Genomic DNA, 18,241 nt, shown 5'->3' on the forward strand with positions numbered 1-18,241 from the left:
CTATTTCGGAATTTAGTTTTGAAGTATTTACGTAAACGAGGAATATCTTCTACTAGCTCTTCTTCTCTACTAATCAATTCATGTAAGCAGAGCATACCCTCTTGGTCCCAATCCGATAGTTCCCATAAATGCAAGTAATATTCATTTCTACTCTTATATACAATTCCCTGGACTTCTTTATACAATTCTTTAAACATAACGTTCCCCTTTCTAGATACAGTCTAACAGATTCAGAAACACTTTTGTCCCATTTCCTCCATTCTGTTCCCTACACCGTCTAAACTGCACAAAAAAGAGAGGGCAAGCCTCTCTTTGGGTTATAATTCTGCAATTTGGTTTAGGTTTACTTCTGCAACTGTGTCATTACCAAACATAGAGATAATCATCTTCACTTTATTGTTATCAATCTCTGTAATCTTACCAGTATAGTCTGCAAAAGCACCATCAATGATACGTACAGTTTGACCAACTTCAACATCGATATCAAACTCTTGTACAGTTTGTCCCATAGAAACCAAGATATCACGGATTTCTTGTTCCAATAATGGAGTTGGTTTTGATCTATTTCCGTGAGATCCGACGAATCCTGTAACGTTTGGTGTGTTTCGAACAACAAACCAAGCTTCATCTGTCATCACCATTTCTACAAGAACATAACCTGGAAAGCGATTCTCTTCTACTTCTTTTCTCTTTCCATTTTTTTCAACTTGCACTGTTTGTGTTGGAATTTCAACACGTAAAATATTATCCAACATATTGTAGGTTTGTGCACGTTGCAATAGATTTTCTTTTACCTTATTTTCATAACCAGAATAGGTTTGTAAGACAAACCATCCTTTATCAAAACTATCCATGATACTTCCTTTCATAATAGAAGATATCTAGTGTAAATAACTCCACTAGCCTTCTAAAAAATGTTAATAAATCGAATCAAACCTGAAACAATCAACTGGTCAAAAATGTAAATAATTACTACAAAGAAAGCTGTGTATTCCATGATAGAACGAAAATCTCTCCAGCTTTCCTTGCGAGTTGGCCATGTTGTGTCTTTAAGAAGTCTAAAAATATCTCCAATAAAACGCATCGCTCTCTCCTATCTCGTTTCTCTATGTATAGTGTGCTTACCACAATGTTTACAAAATTTATTTACTTCTAGTCGTGTTGGCTTGGGGTTTCCGCTGATCTTGATTGAATAGTTTCTCGAACCACAAACCGCACAAGCTAGGCTTGCTTTTTTTAGTGCCATAACGCCTCCATCCTATCTATTATAACAAGAAAGCTAGGCTTTGACAAGCATCTTAACGAAATAGATTGACTACCGAATCCCATATCGTTTGAGCCTTTTCCTTAATTTTAGCATCCGAGATAGCACGGCTAGCCTCATCTACCAGATTTTGTGCACGACTTCTAATATCAGAAAGGCTATTATCCGCCTGATTTTCTTCATTACTCTGTACTTGATTTCTTGTATTGGCTGGTGCAATTCCATTTTGCTTATACGCATTTTCAACTGTAAAGGTACTTCCTGGCGTATAAGGTAAAATGGTATTGGCAATGTTTCTAAAGACATGGGCTGCACCGTTTGAAGTAGATCCTGCTAGATAGTGATTTTCATCAGTCGTAGGGAAACCAAGCCAGTGACTAATCACTACATCCGGTGTATAACCAATCACCCACTGGTCACTTGTGTATTCCGGATTGAAAACCGCTTCAGTTGTTCCTGTTTTTCCTGCCATGACATAGTCTGCAGGTGATGAACTAATACCTGTTCCGTTTGTAAATGTTCCCAACATCATACTGGTCATCTTGTCAGCTACAGACTTATCAATTACCCGTTTTTGTGAATTTTTATGGCTCGCAATGACCTGACCACTAGCATTTTCAATTCTACTAATAAAATGAGCTTCCGGCATTAAACCTTCATTTGCAAAGGCAGCATATGCTTGAGCCATTTGAAGAGGGTTGGTTTCAACACCGCTTCCCAAGGCGACACCAAGAACACGATCGACCTTTTCCATGTTGAGTCCGAATTTTTCGCCCGCCTCAAAAGCCTTATCAACGCCCAAATCATTAACAGTGGCAACAGCAGGCAGATTAAGCGATTCTGCCAAGGCTTGATACATAGGAACTTCTCGACTCGTTTTGATCCCTGCATAGTTATCAACCTTATAGCTGTCATACTGCATGGTATGGTTATCCAACTGCTTATTCAAAGCCCAGCCAGCTTCAACTGCAGGCGTATAAACAACTAAAGGCTTAATTGTAGAACCAGGGCTACGTTTTGATTGAGTTGCATAGTTGAAATTCCGGAATCCAGTTTTATCATTGCCAGCAACCTGACCGACAACTCCACGAACTCCACCTGTTTTCGGTTCGAGAGCTACACTTCCTGATTGAGCAAATGTTCCATCCTCTGCCCTCGGAAATAGCGCTGTATTTTCATAGACAACCTGCATATTTGCTTGATAGTTTTGGTCCAGCTCTGTATAAATGCGGTAGCCATTATTGACAATTTCTTCCTCTGTTAGATTATACTTGGAAACAGCTTCGTTAACCACCGCATCAAAGTAAGAAGGATAGCGGTAATCTGAGATTTTTCCTTCATACTTATCGTGCAATTGCGAAGTCATATCAACTTCTGCAGCTTCGGTTTCTTGGTTTTTATCAATGTAACCCGCTGCAAGCATATTTTGCAAGACAGTATCGCGACGATTAGTAGAATCTTCTACAGATTTCAAGGGGTTATACAGTTCCGGTCCTTTGAGCATCCCTGCCAGAGTCGCAGCTTGATTCAAACTCACTTCTGACGCAGAAACTCCAAAGTATTTCTTACTCGCATCTTCTACACCCCACACACCATTTCCAAAATAAGCATTGTTAAGGTACATTGTTAGAATTTGATCCTTACTATATTTTTTTGTTAATTCTAAGGCAAGGAAAAATTCTTTCGCTTTTCTCTCAACAGTTTGATCCTGCGACAGATAGGCATTTTTAGCCAGCTGTTGGGTAATAGTAGAGCCACCACCTGAACGACCAGCAGTTACAATAGCCAAGAAGAAACGACCATAGTTAATCCCGTCATTTTTATAGAAAGAACGGTCTTCTGTCGCAATAACGGCATTCTGCAAATTTTTACTGATATCAGTCAATTCAACATAAGTTCCTTTTTGACCAGACAAGGCACCAGCCTCCTTTTCTTCACGGTCAAAAATGAGAGTTCGAGTTTTCAAGGCATTTTGCAAATCATTGACATTGGTGGACTTGGCTACAGCAAACAAATAGGTTCCAACTAGCAAGCCTGAACTCAAACCTAGTATAAGGACAATCTTTGTTAGATGATAGCGACGCCAGAATTTTCGAATCGGACCTACTTGGGCCAATTTTTTTCGATCACTACGAGAGCGACGTAAGCTAGTAGAATCAGAATCCTCCGATTCACTTGTTTCTTTTTTAAAAAGAGAAAGAAATTTCTCAAATAATTTATCTAATTTCATGCGTTTATTTTATCATCTTCATCATAGGAAGACAAGAATTTAGCTATTTCCTATCCAAATAGGGCTTTTTTTGTTACAATATCTGTATGAAATTCACTTTTACTTTACCAGCCTCTCTACCTCAAATGACGGTAAAGCAATTACTTGAGGAACAACTCCTCATCCCTAGAAAAATCCGTCATTTTTTGAGAATCAAGAAACACATTTTGATTAATCAGCGAGAAGTTCGCTGGAACGAGATTGTAAGTCCTGGAGATGTTTGCCAGTTGACTTTTGACGAGGAAGATTATCCCAAAAAAGAAATTCCTTGGGGCAACTCTGAGCTTGTTCAGGAAGTTTATCAAGATCAACACTTGATTATTGTAAACAAACCAGAGGGTATGAAAACCCACGGTAACCAACCAAACGAAATCGCCCTTCTTAACCATGTCAGTGCCTATGTTGGCCAAACCTGCTATGTTGTTCATCGTCTAGACATGGAAACCAGTGGCTTGGTTCTCTTTGCCAAAAATCCTTTTATCCTGCCTATTCTCAATCGCTTACTGGAGAAAAAAGAGATTTCTAGGGAATATTGGGCACAGGTCGACGGACATATCAACAGCAAAGAACTTGTTTTCAAAGACAAAATTGGGCGTGATCGCCATGACCGCAGAAAACGAATAGTTGATACAAAAAATGGACAATATGCTGAAACACATGTAAGCAGATTAAAGCAATTACCAAACAAAACTTCCTTGATTCGTTGCAAACTAAAGACAGGGCGAACACATCAAATTCGTGTGCACCTTTCGCATCATAACTTCCCGATCCTGGGTGACCCTCTCTATAATAGCAAATCAAGGACGAGTCGGCTTATGCTCCACGCCTTTCGTCTGTCCTTTACCCATCCGCTTACTCTAGAGAAATTAAGCTTCACTACCCTTTCAGATACCTTTGAAAAAGAATTAAAAAAGAATGGATGATTGTCGTGTCATCCATTCTTCTATATAAATAAGAAAAGCAAGACCAAGAGGCCTTGCTTTTTATCGACTCAAGAATTATTTAGCAATTTTTGCGAAGTATTCAAGAGTACGAACAAGTTGTGCAGTGTATGACATTTCGTTGTCGTACCATGATACAACTTTAACCAATTGTTTACCGTCAACGTCAAGAACTTTAGTTTGAGTTGCGTCAAACAATGAACCGTAAGACATACCTAGGATATCTGAAGATACGATTGGATCTTCAGTGTATCCGTATGATTCGTTTGAAGCTGCTTTCATAGCTGCGTTCACTTCGTCAACAGTAACGTTCTTTTCAAGAACTGCTACCAACTCAGTTACAGAACCTGCTGGAACAGGAACACGTTGAGCAGCTCCGTCCAATTTACCGTTCAATTCTGGGATTACAAGACCGATAGCTTTTGCAGCACCAGTTGAGTTAGGAACGATGTTTACAGCACCAGCGCGAGCACGGCGAAGGTCACCACCACGGTGTGGTCCGTCAAGAATCATTTGGTCACCAGTGTAAGCGTGGATAGTAGTCATCAATCCTTCAACAACACCAAAGTTGTCTTGAAGAGCTTTAGCCATTGGAGCCAAGCAGTTTGTAGTACATGAAGCACCTGAGATAACTGTTTCAGTACCGTCAAGAACGTCGTGGTTAGTGTTGAATACAACTGTTTTAACGTCGTTTCCACCAGGAGCAGTGATAACAACTTTTTTAGCTCCACCAGCGTGCAAGTGTTTTTCAGCAGCTGCTTTCTTAGCAAAGAAACCAGTAGCTTCAAGAACGATTTCTACACCGTCGTTAGCCCAGTCGATTTGTTCTGGATCACGCTCAGCAGAAACTTTGATGAATTTACCGTTAACTTCAAATCCACCTTCTTTAACTTCAACAGTACCGTCGAAACGACCTTGAGTTGTGTCGTATTTCAACAAGTGTGCAAGCATAACTGGATCTGTAAGGTCGTTGATACGAGTAACTTCAACACCTTCTACGTTTTGGATACGACGGAAAGCAAGACGACCGATACGTCCGAAACCGTTAATACCAACTTTAACTACCATTAGTGATTTCCTCCTTATGAAAATCATGAAATTTTTATTGTGAAAAGAGTAACTTGAATCACTACAAATCACCTTTCAACAAACCTATTATATAACTATTTAAGTTTAATTGCAAGTACGGGCATTGTTTTTCTATGTTAGTTTCTTTTTCAGGCTATAAATCAAGAACTTCCTTACTATTCATATCGTAGCGATTCTACAGGATCCATTTTACTAATTTTACGTGCTGGGAAGTAGGCTGAGACATAACCAAGTAATAGAGCAAAAGCTAGAGTTCCTAAAATAGATAGAAGATTTAATTCAAAAACCTTCGTGATGGATGGGTAAAAGTGATTTACAACCGCATTCGCCAAACTTCCCACCCCTTGTGCAACCAAAAATGCCAGCAGCAAGGCGATTCCTACAATCCAAATAGCCTCGTAAATAAAAATTCCTTTGACATCGCGATTTTGATAACCAACTGCCTTCATGACACCTATTTCCTTAGAACGTTGCATGATATTAATGTAAATGATGATGCCAATCATGACCGCTGCTACCACAATAGCTTGTGATGAAAGCACAATCAACAATCCCTGAATAACACGAATAAAAGTAATCACAATATCAAGAACCTTCTGTTGAGAAAGAACAGTATACTTCTTATTTTTCTGCAATTCTTCTGTTACCACTTTTGTCTGTGATGGATCTTTAAGTTCCAAGATAAAATAAGATACAGCTTTTGTAAATCCAGCTTCTTTCAAAATTGTTTCCATTTGATTAGACGGCATGAAACTGTTGCTATCCTCCATGTCATCTTCATCATTGATTACACGCACAATCTTCGTTTGAAATTGAGCAATCTTGCTAGCTTCAGCAGCATTTTCTACAATGCTGGCTGAGACTGATTTACCAATAATATCACTAGCCGTCAGATTTTTTCCTGTCTGTTCATTCCAACTTTTTAGTAAACTGCTTGGAATCGTCAAGCCCTGTTCATTTGCATCAGTATAGAGGGAACCGGCTAATACTTTGTCCGCCTCATTACTACTAACAGAAATACTTGTATCCTCATAGAGACTCACTACTTGAGCATAAGAAGGCATCGTTTGACTCAGATCCATTTCTTGCCCATCTATAGTAATATTTGACATGGTCATCCCAAAAGGACTCTCCAAATATTTAATAGCTTCTTTGCCAACTGTATCCGTGATATAGTTCTTATCATCTTGGTTCAAAAAGCCTCGTCCAGCATTTTCTGTGTTTAAAGCAATCTGAACTTGAGAAGGAATTTGACCTCCATTCGTATTTTCATCAATCATCGAAATCAAAGCATTTCCCAAGCCGAAAGAAATTAAGACTCCTACAAAACCGATTGAGGTTGCTAGCGCAATCAATAAGTTACGCCACTTTCTTTCCAGAAAGTTATTTAAAGAAAGTTTGAATTTGTTTTTCAATGATAATCCTTTATTTTTTGACTTCTTCAACGACTTCACCATCCTTCATTTTGATAATCACATCTGCATATGCAGCAACCTCTGGATTATGGGTTACAATCAATACTGTTTTCCCTGTCTGGGCTAAATTTTTAAATACTTCCAATACCATTTCTTGAGATTGAGAATCCAGTGACCCCGTTGGCTCATCTGCTACAATCATATCAGGCTGATTTACCAAGGCACGCGCGATTGCTACACGTTGCTTTTGCCCGCCAGAAAGCTGTTTAACATTTTTAGCCATAAAAGGCTCCATTCCTAAGCTACTTAATTGCTCCTTTGCAATCATTGTCATCTCCCTGTCAGATAAATCTTTGACATAGAGAGGTAGCTTGACATTGTCCAAGACAGACTGATGTGGAATGAGGTTAAAGTTTTGAAACACAAATCCAATCTTATCTTTACGAAATTGAGTTAGTTCAATCTCTGATAAGTCACGGAGGGATTCCCCTTTAAACTCTAAATCTCCTTCATATTGTCTGTCTAAACCACTTATGATGTTTAGTAGACTGGTTTTGCCACAGCCTGATGGACCGTAAATCGCTGTAATTTTACCTTTTGCAATCTGCAGGTTAATATTCTTTAAAGCCTGTTCTTGATGTTTACCGTCCAAAGTGTAAAACTTTGAAATATTTTTAATGGATAAAATAGACATTCTTTCCCCCTTGTTTAAAACTGTTATCGTCATACACCATACTGATAGAAAATCCTTCAAGCTACATCAGCACTGATTTCCCCTATGGGCCTACTACTTAGAGTTTTCTCTCTATTGCCTAGTTTGCTTCTGGATGTATATCAAGTAAAATTCATTGTAACAAAAAAGCGGCATTCCCTCAATGACAGAAATGTCACTCCTATAAACTCTTTAACGATATCTTTCTAGATCCTCGGCCCATTCATTATCTAAACTAACGAGTAACTTCCCATTGCCAAACATCCTTGCCATCATTTTTGCTTCTTCATACTTTTGTTTGGCTGTATCATAATCCATCTGAATATAATATTTCCACTCCACCATCAAGACAATCGGTTGTTTTTGAAAATCTCGTGTTTTTTGCCCTATTTTATTTAAGATCTCGACTGCCCTCTTAAAATAATGAAGCAACCCCATAACCTCTATACAAGTTAAAGAAGCTAACAAGGAGTCTCTAAGTAAGTCCAAACAATCGAACTCTATCTTATCAACCTGAGAACTTAATTTGTCATGAAAATAAAGAATAGTTTCATGCTCAGACTTTTTTATCTCACCCTCGTTTAAACCATCCATTAACTGACAAAGAAAATACAGTCTCAATTTCAACAATTCCTCAGCCTTATATACATCTCTGGATAGTAAGTCTTGAAGACTGTCCTCAATCACACCACTTCCGTATAAAGAATTACTAGTCGCTCTCACTGCATCTATTGCCTGAAGGCAGTCCACTATCATCTTCTCATCACGGGGCAGGTCATCATAAAAACACTCGAAAATCTCATCAAAATATTCTTCCTTTTGTTCTTGCAACTCCTTGTCTCCATAGTCAGGGTGATGTAAAAGAAAGTACTTTAATTCTTGGTAGCGTTTAGGCAGTTCCTTATAATCTGGCATCAAGACGTAGGATGGAATTTCTAATCTATCTGCAATATATTCTAGTGTTTTTATAGTCGGTCGAAATTCTCCTTTTTCGATTCTCACCAACTGACGCACTGATAATTCAGACTCATCCCCACAAAAAACTGGACGACTAAGTCCTTTCTCCTCTCTTAAAAGTCGCACTTTATCCCCTAACTCATTTATCTTGTTCATTTGCCCCTCGCATGATTATAAAAGATTTGATTTTCAAATAAATATATGCGATGATTATACCATTTTTCAAATAGAATTACAAAAAAAGAGACAGGGATTCCCTGCCTCTAGGCTGATAAACAATTATTTACGGCGTCCTGGTCTTTCTTTGTAGCCATAGTAAGAATCTTCGATGATTTCTTGCATATGGTCAACCATTGGAAGGCGTGGGTTAGCTGGTGAACATTGGTCTTCGTAAGCAAGGAAGGCTAATTCACGTGAATGTTCTTTCCATTCTTTTTCGTCGATACCTTGTGCTTTGAAGTTCATTTGGATACCTACGCGCTCACCAAGTTCGTAGACAGCTTTTGCGTAAGACTCCACACCTTCTTCTGGAGTAGAAGCTGGAAGTCCAAGCATGCGTGCGATATCTTGGTATTTTTCATCTGCACGGTAGTAGTTGTACTTAGGCCATGTTGCTGTCTTAGCTGGACGTGTACCGTTGTAGCGGATGACGTATGGAAGCAAGATAGCATTTGTACGACCGTGGATTGTGTGGAATTGGGCACCAATCTTATGTGCCATTGAGTGAGAAATACCTAGGAAGGCATTGGCAAAGGCCATACCAGCGATTGTTGAAGCGTTGTGCATTTTTTCACGTGAATGGAAGTCTGCATTCTTAACTGAGCTTTCAAGATTTTCGAATACAAGTTTGATTGCTTGAAGTGCAAGACCGTCAGTGTAGTCGCTAGCCATTTGTGATACGTAAGCTTCAGTCGCGTGGGTCAATACGTCCATACCAGTGTCCGCAGCAACAAATCCAGGAATTGTCAATACCAAGGCAGGGTCTACGATTGCCACAGTTGGTGTCAATGAGTAGTCAGCGATTGGGTATTTACGATTATTTGCTTTATCAGAGATAACGGCAAATGGCGTTACTTCAGATCCTGTACCAGATGTAGTTGGGATCGCGATGAATTTAGTCTTCTTACCAAGCAATGGGAATTTGAAGGCACGTTTACGGATATCCATGAATTTTTGGACAAGATCACGGAAATCCACTTCTGGCTGTTCATAGAAGAGCCACATTACTTTAGCAGCATCCATTGGTGATCCACCACCAAGAGCGATGATTGTATCTGGTTTAAAGGCACGCATGATTTCAGTACCACGTTCAACTGTAGTGATATCTGGGTCTGGTTCTACATCAGCAAAAATTTGGTAAACAACCTTATTGCGACGAAGGTCAAGTTGTTCGATGATACGATCAAGGAAACCAAGCTCTACCATGGCATGGTCAGTAACGATCATGACACGTTCAACGTCACGACATTTTTGAAGGTATTGAATTGAATCACGTTCAAAGTATGTTTTTGAAGGAAGTTTCATCCATTGCATGTTATTTCTCCGTCTTCCGACTTTTTTGATATTCAAGAGGTTAATGGCACTAACGTTATCCCCAACTGAGTTGCGTCCGTAAGAACCACATCCGAGTGTCAATGATGGCAAGAAGGCATTGTAAACGTCCCCGATACCACCGAAAGTAGAAGGTGAGTTACAGATAACACGAATAGCTTTAACAGCTTTACCAAATTCTTTAGTCAATTCTTCATCGGCTGTGTGGATGGCTGCTGAGTGTCCAAGACCGTTAAATTCAACCATTTGACGAGCCTTAGTAATACCATCTTCACGGCTTTCAGATTTCAAAACTGCGATAACTGGTGACAATTTTTCACGAGTCAATGGCTCATTTTCACCAACTTCTTTACATTCAGCAGCAAGAATGTTTGTTCCTTCTGGAACTGTAAATCCTGCTTGTTCTGCAATCCAAGTTGCTGGTTTACCAACGATGTCAGCGTTCAATTTTGCACCAGCACAGTTTTTGCTATTTGCTTTCACGCCGAAGCAGAACTCTTCAAGAAGTGCTTTTTCTTTTTTGTTTACAAAGTAAGTATGATATGATTTGAACTCTGCTACAAATTCATCGTAAATTTCTTTATCAATGATAACCGCTTGTTCAGATGCACAGACCATACCATTGTCAAATGATTTAGACATGACGATATCGTGTGCAGCTTGGCGGATGTTAGCTGATTTTTCAACATAAGCTGGAACGTTTCCGGCACCTACCCCAAGAGCTGGTTTACCACATGAGTATGCAGCTTTAACCATAGCATTACCACCTGTTGCAAGGATTGTTGCAACACCTTCGTGGTTCATAAGGGCACTAGTTGCTTCCATAGATGGTTCAGTAATCCACTGTACACAGTTTTCAGGAGCTCCTGCTTTAATCGCAGCATCACGAACGATTTGAGCTGCGTGAGCTGATGATTCTTGAGCTGATGGGTGGAAGGCAAAGACGATTGGATTACGTGTCTTCAATGAAATCAATGCCTTAAAGATTGCTGTTGATGTTGGGTTTGTTGTTGGAGTGATACCACAAACAACACCAACTGGTTCAGCGATAAGAGTCAAACCTGTTACATCGTCTTCTTCGATAACACCAACTGTTTTAGTGTGGCGCATGTTGTTTACTACGTGTTCACAAGCAAACAAGTTCTTAGTTGCTTTGTCTTCAAATACACCACGTCCTGTTTCTTCATAGGCATGTAGAGCCAATTCTCCGTGGGCATCCAAAGCTGCCACTGACGCTTTAGCTACGATGTAATCGACCTGTTCTTGGTCGAGTTTACGCATTTCCTCAAGAGCAACTAAAGCTTTTTGCACCAAGCCATCGACATGCTTTTCAGCAGCGAGTTTCTTTTCTTCTGGTGTCACAGTTTTTTTATCAGCCATATTTTCCTCCATAGCTTTCAAGGATTGATATCCTTTGTTAATTTTTTCACAAGTTTATTATAACGCATTATTTCAACTTTGTAAACAGTTTCATAAACATTTCACAAAGAATTTTTTATTGTTTGTGAATTTTTTCTCATTTTCTTTACTTATCACGTTTTTTCTTTAGAGTTTGTGAAAATCATTTCAAATATTTTTTATTTCACAAACTTACTTGGAAGAGGGATTTGGAAAGAGATAGATTTTCTAGTAAGCGCTTACTTTTAGGTGCTAACAATACCTCCTTTGATAAGGAGGCTTTATTTTTGTTGAAAAACGCCTTGTTTAAAAGTCCCTTCATAAACAACTTCTTGTTCTGTTGTTAGTTTCCCTTTTCCTTCAGCCTGACCATTTACAAAATCACCTTCGTAGGTCCAGCCTTCTTTAGATTGAAAGGTACCTTTTCCGTTGAAGGCTCCATTGTTGAAACCACCAGTATACTGGTCTCCATTTTGGAAGGTAATGGTACCTTGTCCATTCATTTTACCACGTACAAGACTGCCATCGTAAACAATGGTTCCATTATCAAGCTTTAGAACACCTTTTCCGGGAATATTTAGAAAAAAGACGAGCACAGCACAAAAAACAATCGTAACTACTGCCAAAAGCTCTAAACGTTGACGAGTCAGATAGACACGATACTTTTCGTAAAAATTCTTAAGATTTTCCATCTTCACTCTCCTTCTCTAAACGTTCTAACCATGCTTGACACCCCTCTTGAACACGCTGATAGGTTTCCTCAAAATCTCCTGTATACCAAGGATCTGGAACACTTTCAGATGCAAATGAGTAAATCTTATCTTGACAGTCTACTGGACACATCTGACGTAAGTCAGAAACATTTGAAGCATCCATTCCGATAATATAATCAAAGGCTTCAAAATCTTCCTTACTAATCTGAAGCGATGTTTTGGTTTTGTCGTAAGGAATCTCATACTGTTGAAAAATCCCTTGAGTTCCCTTATGAATCGGATTGCCATGTTCCCAAGAAGAAGTCGCTCGACTTTGGATTTCATAATTATCTGTCATTGATTTCATAACAAACTCAGCCATAGGGCTGCGACAAATATTTCCCAAACAGACAAAGACTAGTTTTTTCATCCCATTTCCTTTCTTTTATAGAAAAACGGGAGTTAGTAATCCCGTCTTATTTTTCAATTGCGCCTTCTAGTGAAGCTGTTTCTTTCAGCGGTAATACGGTCTTGATAGCAGCTAGTTCAAAAGTCAAGTAAACTCCATCTACATCAAGAACAATCGTTCTCTTCTCAGTATCTACTTCATCGACTGTTCCGTAAAGTCCACCGATTGTAATCACTTCATAGCCTTTTTGTAGTTTATTTAAGCTTTCCATACGTTTTTGTGCTTGTTTCTTTTGAGAGCGTTGCATAAAGAACATCAAGGCAAACATCGCTACAAGCATAATTAAAAATGTATAATTTGGATTCATTTTCTTCTCCTTTGTCTTTTACATAGGACTACTATATCAAATTTCAGCTACTTTTACAAGATTGTACCTTGCTTTTCTAGTAAGAAAAACCAGAGCTTGCGCCCTGATTTTTAGGATTATTTCAAGTTTTGAACGACTTTTACAAGATTTTCAACAGTAAAGCCATATTCTGCCAATACTTTTGGTGCTGGAGCAGAGGCTCCGAAGGTATCAATACCGAGAACAGCACCATCGAGACCAACATATTTGTACCAGTTTTGAGTTGCACCCATTTCGACTGCAACACGACGGCGAACTGCATTTGGAAGAATTTCTTCCTTGTAAGCTGCATCTTGTTTATCAAAGACATCTGTAGATGGCATGCTGACTACGCGAACTTTTTCGCCTTGATTAGCCAATTCTTTGGCAGCTGAGACAGCAAGATTGACCTCTGAACCTGTCGCAATCAAGATGGTATCAAAGTCTGCTGCATTTTCATAGACAACATAGGCACCTTTTGCAACCTTGTCAAAGTCTGTTCCTTCTTCGACAGTCAAGTTTTGACGTGTCAAGACAAGGGCAGTTGGTGTTTTCTCACTTGTCACTGCAAGGTACCAAGCTGCTTGAGTTTCACGCGCATCTGCTGGGCGGAAAACATTTAGATTTGGCATAGCACGAAGACCTGCTAGGTGTTCAACTGGTTCGTGAGTTGGACCATCTTCCCCAACTGCAATAGAATCGTGGGTAAAGACATAAGTCACAGGAAGCCCTTGCAAGGCTGACAAGCGGACAGCTGCCTTCACATAGTCAGAGAAGACGAAGAAAGTACCACCGTATACACGAAGTCCACCGTGAAGAGCCATCCCGTTCAAGATAGTTCCCATTGCAAATTCACGAACACCAAACTGAATGTTACGGTTCAAGCGATTTGCATCGTCTTGAAGTCCATCAGTCTTGATATAAGTCATGTTTGAGTGAGCAAGGTCAGCTGAACCACCCAAGAAAGTTGGTAACTTAGCTGCCACAACATTCAAGGCATCTTGGCTTGAATTACGAGTTGCTTGAGAGAAGCCATTTTCTAAGGCCGGGAAGTCTGCTGGAGTCACTTCAACTGGATCACGTCCATCAATAATGGCTTCTACTTCTGCAGCCAATTCTGGGTGAGCCTCTTTATAATCGGCAACTAATTTTGTCCAAGCTTCATAAGCTGATGCGCCACGGTCTGCAACATGTTCTTTGAAATCAGCATAAACTTGTTCTGGAATTTCAAATGGTTCATAGTCCCAACCGAGAGCTTGACGAGTAGCTGCAGTTTCATCTGCTCCAAGAGGAGCACCGTGTACTGCATTAGTTCCTTGTTTATTTGGAGAACCGTATCCAATAACAGTCTTCACTTCAATCAAAGATGGTTTGCCTGAAGCTTTAGCTGTTTCGATAGCAGCATGGATAGCTTCCAAGTCTGTTCCATCTTCAACCAAGGCAGTATGCCAACCGTAGGCATTGTAACGGTCACGAACACTTTCTGTAAAGGAATCCTTTGTCTCACCATCCAAGTTGATGTCATTTGAATCATAAAGAACAACCAACTTATCTAGTTTTTGCAAACCTGCGTATGAAGCTGCCTCGCTTGAGACACCTTCCATCAAGTCTCCGTCTCCACAGATAACGTAAGTATAGTGGTCAAAGATATTGTAGCCTTCGCGGTTATATTTGGCTGCCAAGAAACGTTCTGCTTGGGCAAAACCAGTAGCAGTTGAAATCCCTTGACCTAAAGGACCTGTTGTAGCATCAATTCCTGCTGTATGGCCAAATTCTGGGTGACCTGGTGTTTTTGAACCCCATTGACGGAAGCTCTTGATTTCATCCATGCTGACATCTTCAAAACCAGAAAGGTGAAGAAGGGCATAAAGAAGCATTGAACCATGACCTGCTGAAAGAATAAAGCGGTCGCGGTTGATCCAGTTTGGTTGAGCTGGATTGATACGAAGTTGTTTTGTAAAGAGGCTGTATGCCATCGGAGCTGCTCCCATAACCACACCTGGGTGACCTGAGTTGGCTTTGTTGATAGCGTCAATACCTAGGAAACGGATTGCATTAACAGATAGATTTGACATAGAATTTCCTTTCTATTTGAGGTGATTATTGAATCACACATTCTATTTTACTATTATATGAAAATTATCCGTATCATGCAACATACGGATAACCTCCAAAGAATATTTTTATATTATAGCAAAGCTTTAAATTGAATGTTAGAGTCTTGTTCAAAACAATCATCAAAACCACGTGGATGATGGTATTCTACTAAGTGTTGATCTTGAGGATAAGTGTACTTACCGCCGACTTCCCAGATAAATGGATGGAAATCGTATTGCAAGCGATCTTTTCTCATTTTCCAAAGTTCTAGAATCTCATTAGTAGAAGCCATGAAGTTAGACCAGATATCATAGTGAACTGGGATAATGACTTTGGTACGCAGATTTTCTGCCATACGAAGAAGATCGATAGATGTCATTTTATCTTGGATACCTACCGGATTTTCACCATAGTTATTCAAAGCAACATCAATTTTAAAGTCTTTACCATGTTTTGCAAAATAGTTTGAGAAGTGAGAATCTGCACCATGATAGATGGTTCCACCTGGTGTTTCAAAGATATAGTTAACAGCCTTTTGAGCCATTTCTTCATCTGTAACAGCTAAGCCAGCAAGTTCACCGCCTGTCTCATCAGCACCGTTCACTGGAAGAGTTACCAAGCAAGTACGGTCAAATGATTCTACTGCATGAATCTTCATATCTTTTAATTCGATAGTGTCACCTGGTTTAACAACGATGATACGTTCTTTTGGAACACCCCATCCTTCCCAGATTCGTCCACAGTGGTAAGGACCGATAAACTTAACATGCTCTAACTTAGGATTGTTGAGAATTGCTGCAGCTGTGTATGGGTCGATATGATCACTATGGAAGTGTGAAACTAAGTAATAGTCTAGTTCGTTGATAGCAAATGGATCGATAACCATTGGCTGAACACGCAAGTTTGGTTGCAACTTACGAACACCTGCCATATTTGCCATTTGGTGCCCACGAACCATATCTTTCACTTTTTTGGTTGATTTTCCACGGTTTGACCAAAGGTCCATGACAACGTTAGCACCACCTGGTGTCTTAATCCAAGTACCACAGTTGCCTAGCCACCACATGGCAAAGTTGCCTTCAGGTACGACTTCTTCTTCGATTTCTTCGTTCAACCATGTTCCCCACTCTGGGAAAGTAGCTAAAATCCATGACTCTCTTGTAATTTCTTTGACGTTTGGCATATGTTGCCTCCTTTGGATATAATTGTTATCTTTGAGATTAGTATACCACCCTTCAAAATACTAAAAAAGACCAAGAAAAACACAGGTTTGTGTTCATCATTGGACTGTCCTTCAAATATCTTCCAAAAAAGCTTGAACTACTATTTCTTGATTTATAAGTGTTTGAACCTCTTCTTGGAACTTACTAGCCAACTTGCTGTCTACAATATAAGACGAAATAAGACTGGAAAGATTTTCACTGAAACTTTTGCTCTCATTACGAAATATATTGTGTTTAAGATAGTCTAGCATTTTCAAAATATCTTCTGCTTCAAGGATAGGATTAACTCTTAAAATTGGAAATCTGCTATCCAAATCATCATTAGTAGTAATCACTACATCAACTTGTGCAATATCTTCCACACTCTTAAATTGTTCTGTTGTAAATACAGTGCCAATTTGCTCATTTGGAAAATAAAGTTTGCATTGTTTCAGCAAAAGTCTCGAAACCGCAACACCTTCATCACAAACGAGATAAACTTTTTTCATATTTTTTTGAGACGATGGTGTATACTTTAAAAATCCTCCAATATGAATCGTCAAATAGGCAATATCATCGTCTGTTAGCCGGATAAACCATGCTCCTTCTAAAATTTCCGCAGATTTTCTAGTGACTAAAAATAATTCTCCATACTTGGATCGAATTTGTTTTGTTAGAGGATTTTTAGAAAAAATACCGTAAGTCTTTCTAAATAACAAGGCTTTACAGTGGATCATCAAATTTCGTAATAAATCATCCTTGTTCTCAATCTCCATTCGGATTTGTGATTCAAAATACCAGATAAATTCTTCTAAAGCAAGTTTTAATTGCCGAAAATCATCACTTTCTGCATGAATATCCAAATCTTTACGATAGGAGAGGAGAAGAACAGCTACAAGAGAAACTTCAAGTTCTGACAAAGAAATTTCAAACTTTTGAAACAACCGCTCTCCTAATTTCTTAGATACCTGATACTCTATTCTTTTTCTTATCAAAGAAAATTCTTTCTCTATATCCTGATGTCTTTCTTGATACTGTTCAACATTATGACAGCTTAACAGCAAATAAGGTAGAACCTGCAACATAAAAGTTACTTCATGATGGTTTATTTTCTTCCCTAAATCTTGTTCAACTAAAGGAACCTGTTCCTTAAAAAATTGGTTCATTTCAACAGAAAGCAAACACTCACCATCTAACCTCTCTTTCATCTTATCTTCTAAAATAGATACAAAAGTGGCATTTTCTTCCATAAAAATATGATATAGAAGCGATTGAAGATACTGAATTTTATTAAGAGGGTGGGCATGAAGATGGTATCCCTGTGACTTGCTCACTTGCAAGGTCACCTGATATTGTTCCAAAGTTAGTTGATAACGAATACTATTCAAATCATTGAGAACAGTATTCCTAGATACCTCTGTTAACTCCATCAATTTTTCAATCGTAATACGTTCTTTAGAAATACCTATCCATAGTAACATTATCATCATACGTTCATGCGCACTCATGATATAATCGTACGAATCTACTTCCGATAATAGTTCACAACAAGCATCTCTCTGCTCTTCCGTTAAGTGAATACCAATTCGTGGAATACTAATGATATGAAGCGCCTCGTCACCCAAAGCAGCATTGATTTTGTCAATGTGATAATAAATTTTCCTTCTTGACTCTTTCAAATCTTTTGAAATCGCCATAATCGTTTTGGACGTTTCTTGATCCATCAAATATTGAAGTAAATCACAACTTGCCTTATCCAGTACCATATTTCATACTCCTCTATCAATCAACTGCCTTGAAAACAACTTTATAATAGTATCACATTCACTAACGCATTTCAATTATCAACAGTAGTCTCTT

The 18,241-nt window shown here is 39.0% G+C and carries 16 protein-coding genes and 1 pseudogene; 1 reads left to right on the forward strand and 16 read right to left on the reverse strand.

What is annotated here, in order from left to right:
- The 5 genes and pseudogenes from O3599_RS02635 to pbp2a form a co-directional block, all read right to left on the reverse strand.
- A pseudogene (locus O3599_RS02635) lies at window positions 1-197 on the reverse strand (sigma-70 family RNA polymerase sigma factor); the annotation flags it as partial.
- Window positions 198-317: 120 nt separating this feature from the next.
- A complete protein-coding gene (nusG, locus tag O3599_RS02640; protein ID WP_000376740.1) occupies window positions 318-854 on the reverse strand; it encodes a transcription termination/antitermination protein NusG in 537 nt (178 codons plus the stop codon).
- A 53-nt stretch (window positions 855-907) separates the two neighbouring features.
- On the reverse strand, window positions 908-1,084 hold the full coding sequence (gene secE / locus O3599_RS02645; RefSeq protein ID WP_001210991.1) for a preprotein translocase subunit SecE: 177 nt from the start codon (window positions 1,082-1,084) through the stop codon (window positions 908-910).
- Window positions 1,085-1,093: 9 nt separating this feature from the next.
- Window positions 1,094-1,246, reverse strand: coding sequence for a 50S ribosomal protein L33 (gene rpmG, locus O3599_RS02650; RefSeq protein ID WP_033674018.1), 153 nt, complete (start codon window positions 1,244-1,246; stop codon window positions 1,094-1,096).
- 52 nt (window positions 1,247-1,298) lie between these two features.
- Window positions 1,299-3,494, reverse strand: coding sequence for a penicillin-binding protein PBP2A (pbp2a, locus tag O3599_RS02655; protein WP_000762647.1), 2,196 nt, complete (start codon window positions 3,492-3,494; stop codon window positions 1,299-1,301).
- Between the two features lie 86 nt (window positions 3,495-3,580).
- Here pbp2a and O3599_RS02660 point away from each other — a divergent pair, with 86 nt between their 5' ends.
- On the forward strand, window positions 3,581-4,456 hold the full coding sequence (locus O3599_RS02660; protein WP_084923180.1) for an RluA family pseudouridine synthase: 876 nt from the start codon (window positions 3,581-3,583) through the stop codon (window positions 4,454-4,456).
- Between the two features lie 75 nt (window positions 4,457-4,531).
- Here the strand turns inward: O3599_RS02660 and gap are convergent, their stop codons facing one another.
- The 11 genes from gap to O3599_RS02715 form a co-directional block, all read right to left on the reverse strand.
- Entirely contained in the window at window positions 4,532-5,542 is a 1,011-nt protein-coding gene (gap, locus tag O3599_RS02665; RefSeq protein WP_000260662.1) for a type I glyceraldehyde-3-phosphate dehydrogenase, read from the reverse strand.
- A 176-nt stretch (window positions 5,543-5,718) separates the two neighbouring features.
- Window positions 5,719-7,020 (reverse strand): ABC transporter permease, encoded by a 1,302-nt coding sequence (locus O3599_RS02670; protein WP_185761634.1) that lies wholly within the window; start codon window positions 7,018-7,020, stop codon window positions 5,719-5,721.
- Window positions 6,989-7,672 (reverse strand): ABC transporter ATP-binding protein, encoded by a 684-nt coding sequence (locus O3599_RS02675; protein ID WP_153209726.1) that lies wholly within the window; start codon window positions 7,670-7,672, stop codon window positions 6,989-6,991. The genes O3599_RS02670 and O3599_RS02675 overlap by 32 nt, the downstream gene beginning before the upstream one ends.
- A 210-nt stretch (window positions 7,673-7,882) precedes the next feature.
- Entirely contained in the window at window positions 7,883-8,803 is a 921-nt protein-coding gene (locus O3599_RS02680; RefSeq protein WP_371511866.1) for an XRE family transcriptional regulator, read from the reverse strand.
- A gap of 123 nt (window positions 8,804-8,926) precedes the next feature.
- On the reverse strand, window positions 8,927-11,578 hold the full coding sequence (gene adhE, locus O3599_RS02685; RefSeq protein WP_237447363.1) for a bifunctional acetaldehyde-CoA/alcohol dehydrogenase: 2,652 nt from the start codon (window positions 11,576-11,578) through the stop codon (window positions 8,927-8,929).
- A 299-nt stretch (window positions 11,579-11,877) separates the two neighbouring features.
- On the reverse strand, window positions 11,878-12,288 hold the full coding sequence (locus O3599_RS02690) for an MORN repeat-containing protein (RefSeq protein WP_000429319.1): 411 nt from the start codon (window positions 12,286-12,288) through the stop codon (window positions 11,878-11,880).
- Window positions 12,275-12,718, reverse strand: coding sequence for a low molecular weight protein-tyrosine-phosphatase (locus O3599_RS02695; protein WP_023947928.1), 444 nt, complete (start codon window positions 12,716-12,718; stop codon window positions 12,275-12,277). Before O3599_RS02695 ends, O3599_RS02690 begins: the two co-directional genes overlap by 14 nt.
- 46 nt (window positions 12,719-12,764) lie before the next feature.
- Window positions 12,765-13,064 carry a preprotein translocase subunit YajC gene (yajC, locus tag O3599_RS02700; RefSeq protein ID WP_004257425.1) on the reverse strand — a complete coding sequence of 100 codons (300 nt, stop codon included), beginning with the start codon at window positions 13,062-13,064 and terminating at the stop codon, window positions 12,765-12,767.
- Between the two features lie 116 nt (window positions 13,065-13,180).
- Entirely contained in the window at window positions 13,181-15,157 is a 1,977-nt protein-coding gene (gene tkt / locus O3599_RS02705; protein ID WP_247939461.1) for a transketolase, read from the reverse strand.
- 113 nt (window positions 15,158-15,270) lie between these two features.
- Window positions 15,271-16,362 carry an L-ascorbate 6-phosphate lactonase gene (gene ulaG, locus O3599_RS02710; RefSeq protein ID WP_001134226.1) on the reverse strand — a complete coding sequence of 364 codons (1,092 nt, stop codon included), beginning with the start codon at window positions 16,360-16,362 and terminating at the stop codon, window positions 15,271-15,273.
- A 111-nt stretch (window positions 16,363-16,473) separates the two neighbouring features.
- Window positions 16,474-18,147: a transcription antiterminator gene (locus tag O3599_RS02715; protein ID WP_000242091.1), complete on the reverse strand. Its 1,674-nt coding sequence runs from the start codon at window positions 18,145-18,147 to the stop codon at window positions 16,474-16,476.
- Window positions 18,148-18,241 lie beyond the last annotated feature (94 nt).

The sequence above is a fragment of the Streptococcus sp. 27098_8_103 genome (assembly GCF_041432345.1).
GTDB lineage: Bacteria > Bacillota > Bacilli > Lactobacillales > Streptococcaceae > Streptococcus > Streptococcus mitis_BV.

Excerpts from the sequence above, each read along its gene's own strand:
- adhE (WP_237447363.1), bottom strand. The coding sequence starts at position 11,578 with ATGGCTGATAAAAAAACTGTGACACCAGAAGAAAAGAAACTCGCTGCT.
- O3599_RS02680 (WP_371511866.1), bottom strand. The coding sequence starts at position 8,803 with ATGAACAAGATAAATGAGTTAGGGGATAAAGTGCGACTTTTAAGAGAG.
- pbp2a (WP_000762647.1), bottom strand. The coding sequence starts at position 3,494 with ATGAAATTAGATAAATTATTTGAGAAATTTCTTTCTCTTTTTAAAAAA.
- gap (WP_000260662.1), bottom strand. The coding sequence starts at position 5,542 with ATGGTAGTTAAAGTTGGTATTAACGGTTTCGGACGTATCGGTCGTCTT.
- O3599_RS02670 (WP_185761634.1), bottom strand. The coding sequence starts at position 7,020 with ATGGTGAAGTCGTTGAAGAAGTCAAAAAATAAAGGATTATCATTGAAA.
- ulaG (WP_001134226.1), bottom strand. The coding sequence starts at position 16,362 with ATGCCAAACGTCAAAGAAATTACAAGAGAGTCATGGATTTTAGCTACT.
- O3599_RS02660 (WP_084923180.1), top strand. The coding sequence starts at position 3,581 with ATGAAATTCACTTTTACTTTACCAGCCTCTCTACCTCAAATGACGGTA.
- O3599_RS02715 (WP_000242091.1), bottom strand. The coding sequence starts at position 18,147 with ATGGTACTGGATAAGGCAAGTTGTGATTTACTTCAATATTTGATGGAT.
- tkt (WP_247939461.1), bottom strand. The coding sequence starts at position 15,157 with ATGTCAAATCTATCTGTTAATGCAATCCGTTTCCTAGGTATTGACGCT.
- O3599_RS02695 (WP_023947928.1), bottom strand. The coding sequence starts at position 12,718 with ATGAAAAAACTAGTCTTTGTCTGTTTGGGAAATATTTGTCGCAGCCCT.
- O3599_RS02690 (WP_000429319.1), bottom strand. The coding sequence starts at position 12,288 with ATGGAAAATCTTAAGAATTTTTACGAAAAGTATCGTGTCTATCTGACT.
- O3599_RS02675 (WP_153209726.1), bottom strand. The coding sequence starts at position 7,672 with ATGTCTATTTTATCCATTAAAAATATTTCAAAGTTTTACACTTTGGAC.
- yajC (WP_004257425.1), bottom strand. The coding sequence starts at position 13,064 with ATGAATCCAAATTATACATTTTTAATTATGCTTGTAGCGATGTTTGCC.
- nusG (WP_000376740.1), bottom strand. The coding sequence starts at position 854 with ATGGATAGTTTTGATAAAGGATGGTTTGTCTTACAAACCTATTCTGGT.
- rpmG (WP_033674018.1), bottom strand. The coding sequence starts at position 1,246 with ATGGCACTAAAAAAAGCAAGCCTAGCTTGTGCGGTTTGTGGTTCGAGA.
- secE (WP_001210991.1), bottom strand. The coding sequence starts at position 1,084 with ATGCGTTTTATTGGAGATATTTTTAGACTTCTTAAAGACACAACATGG.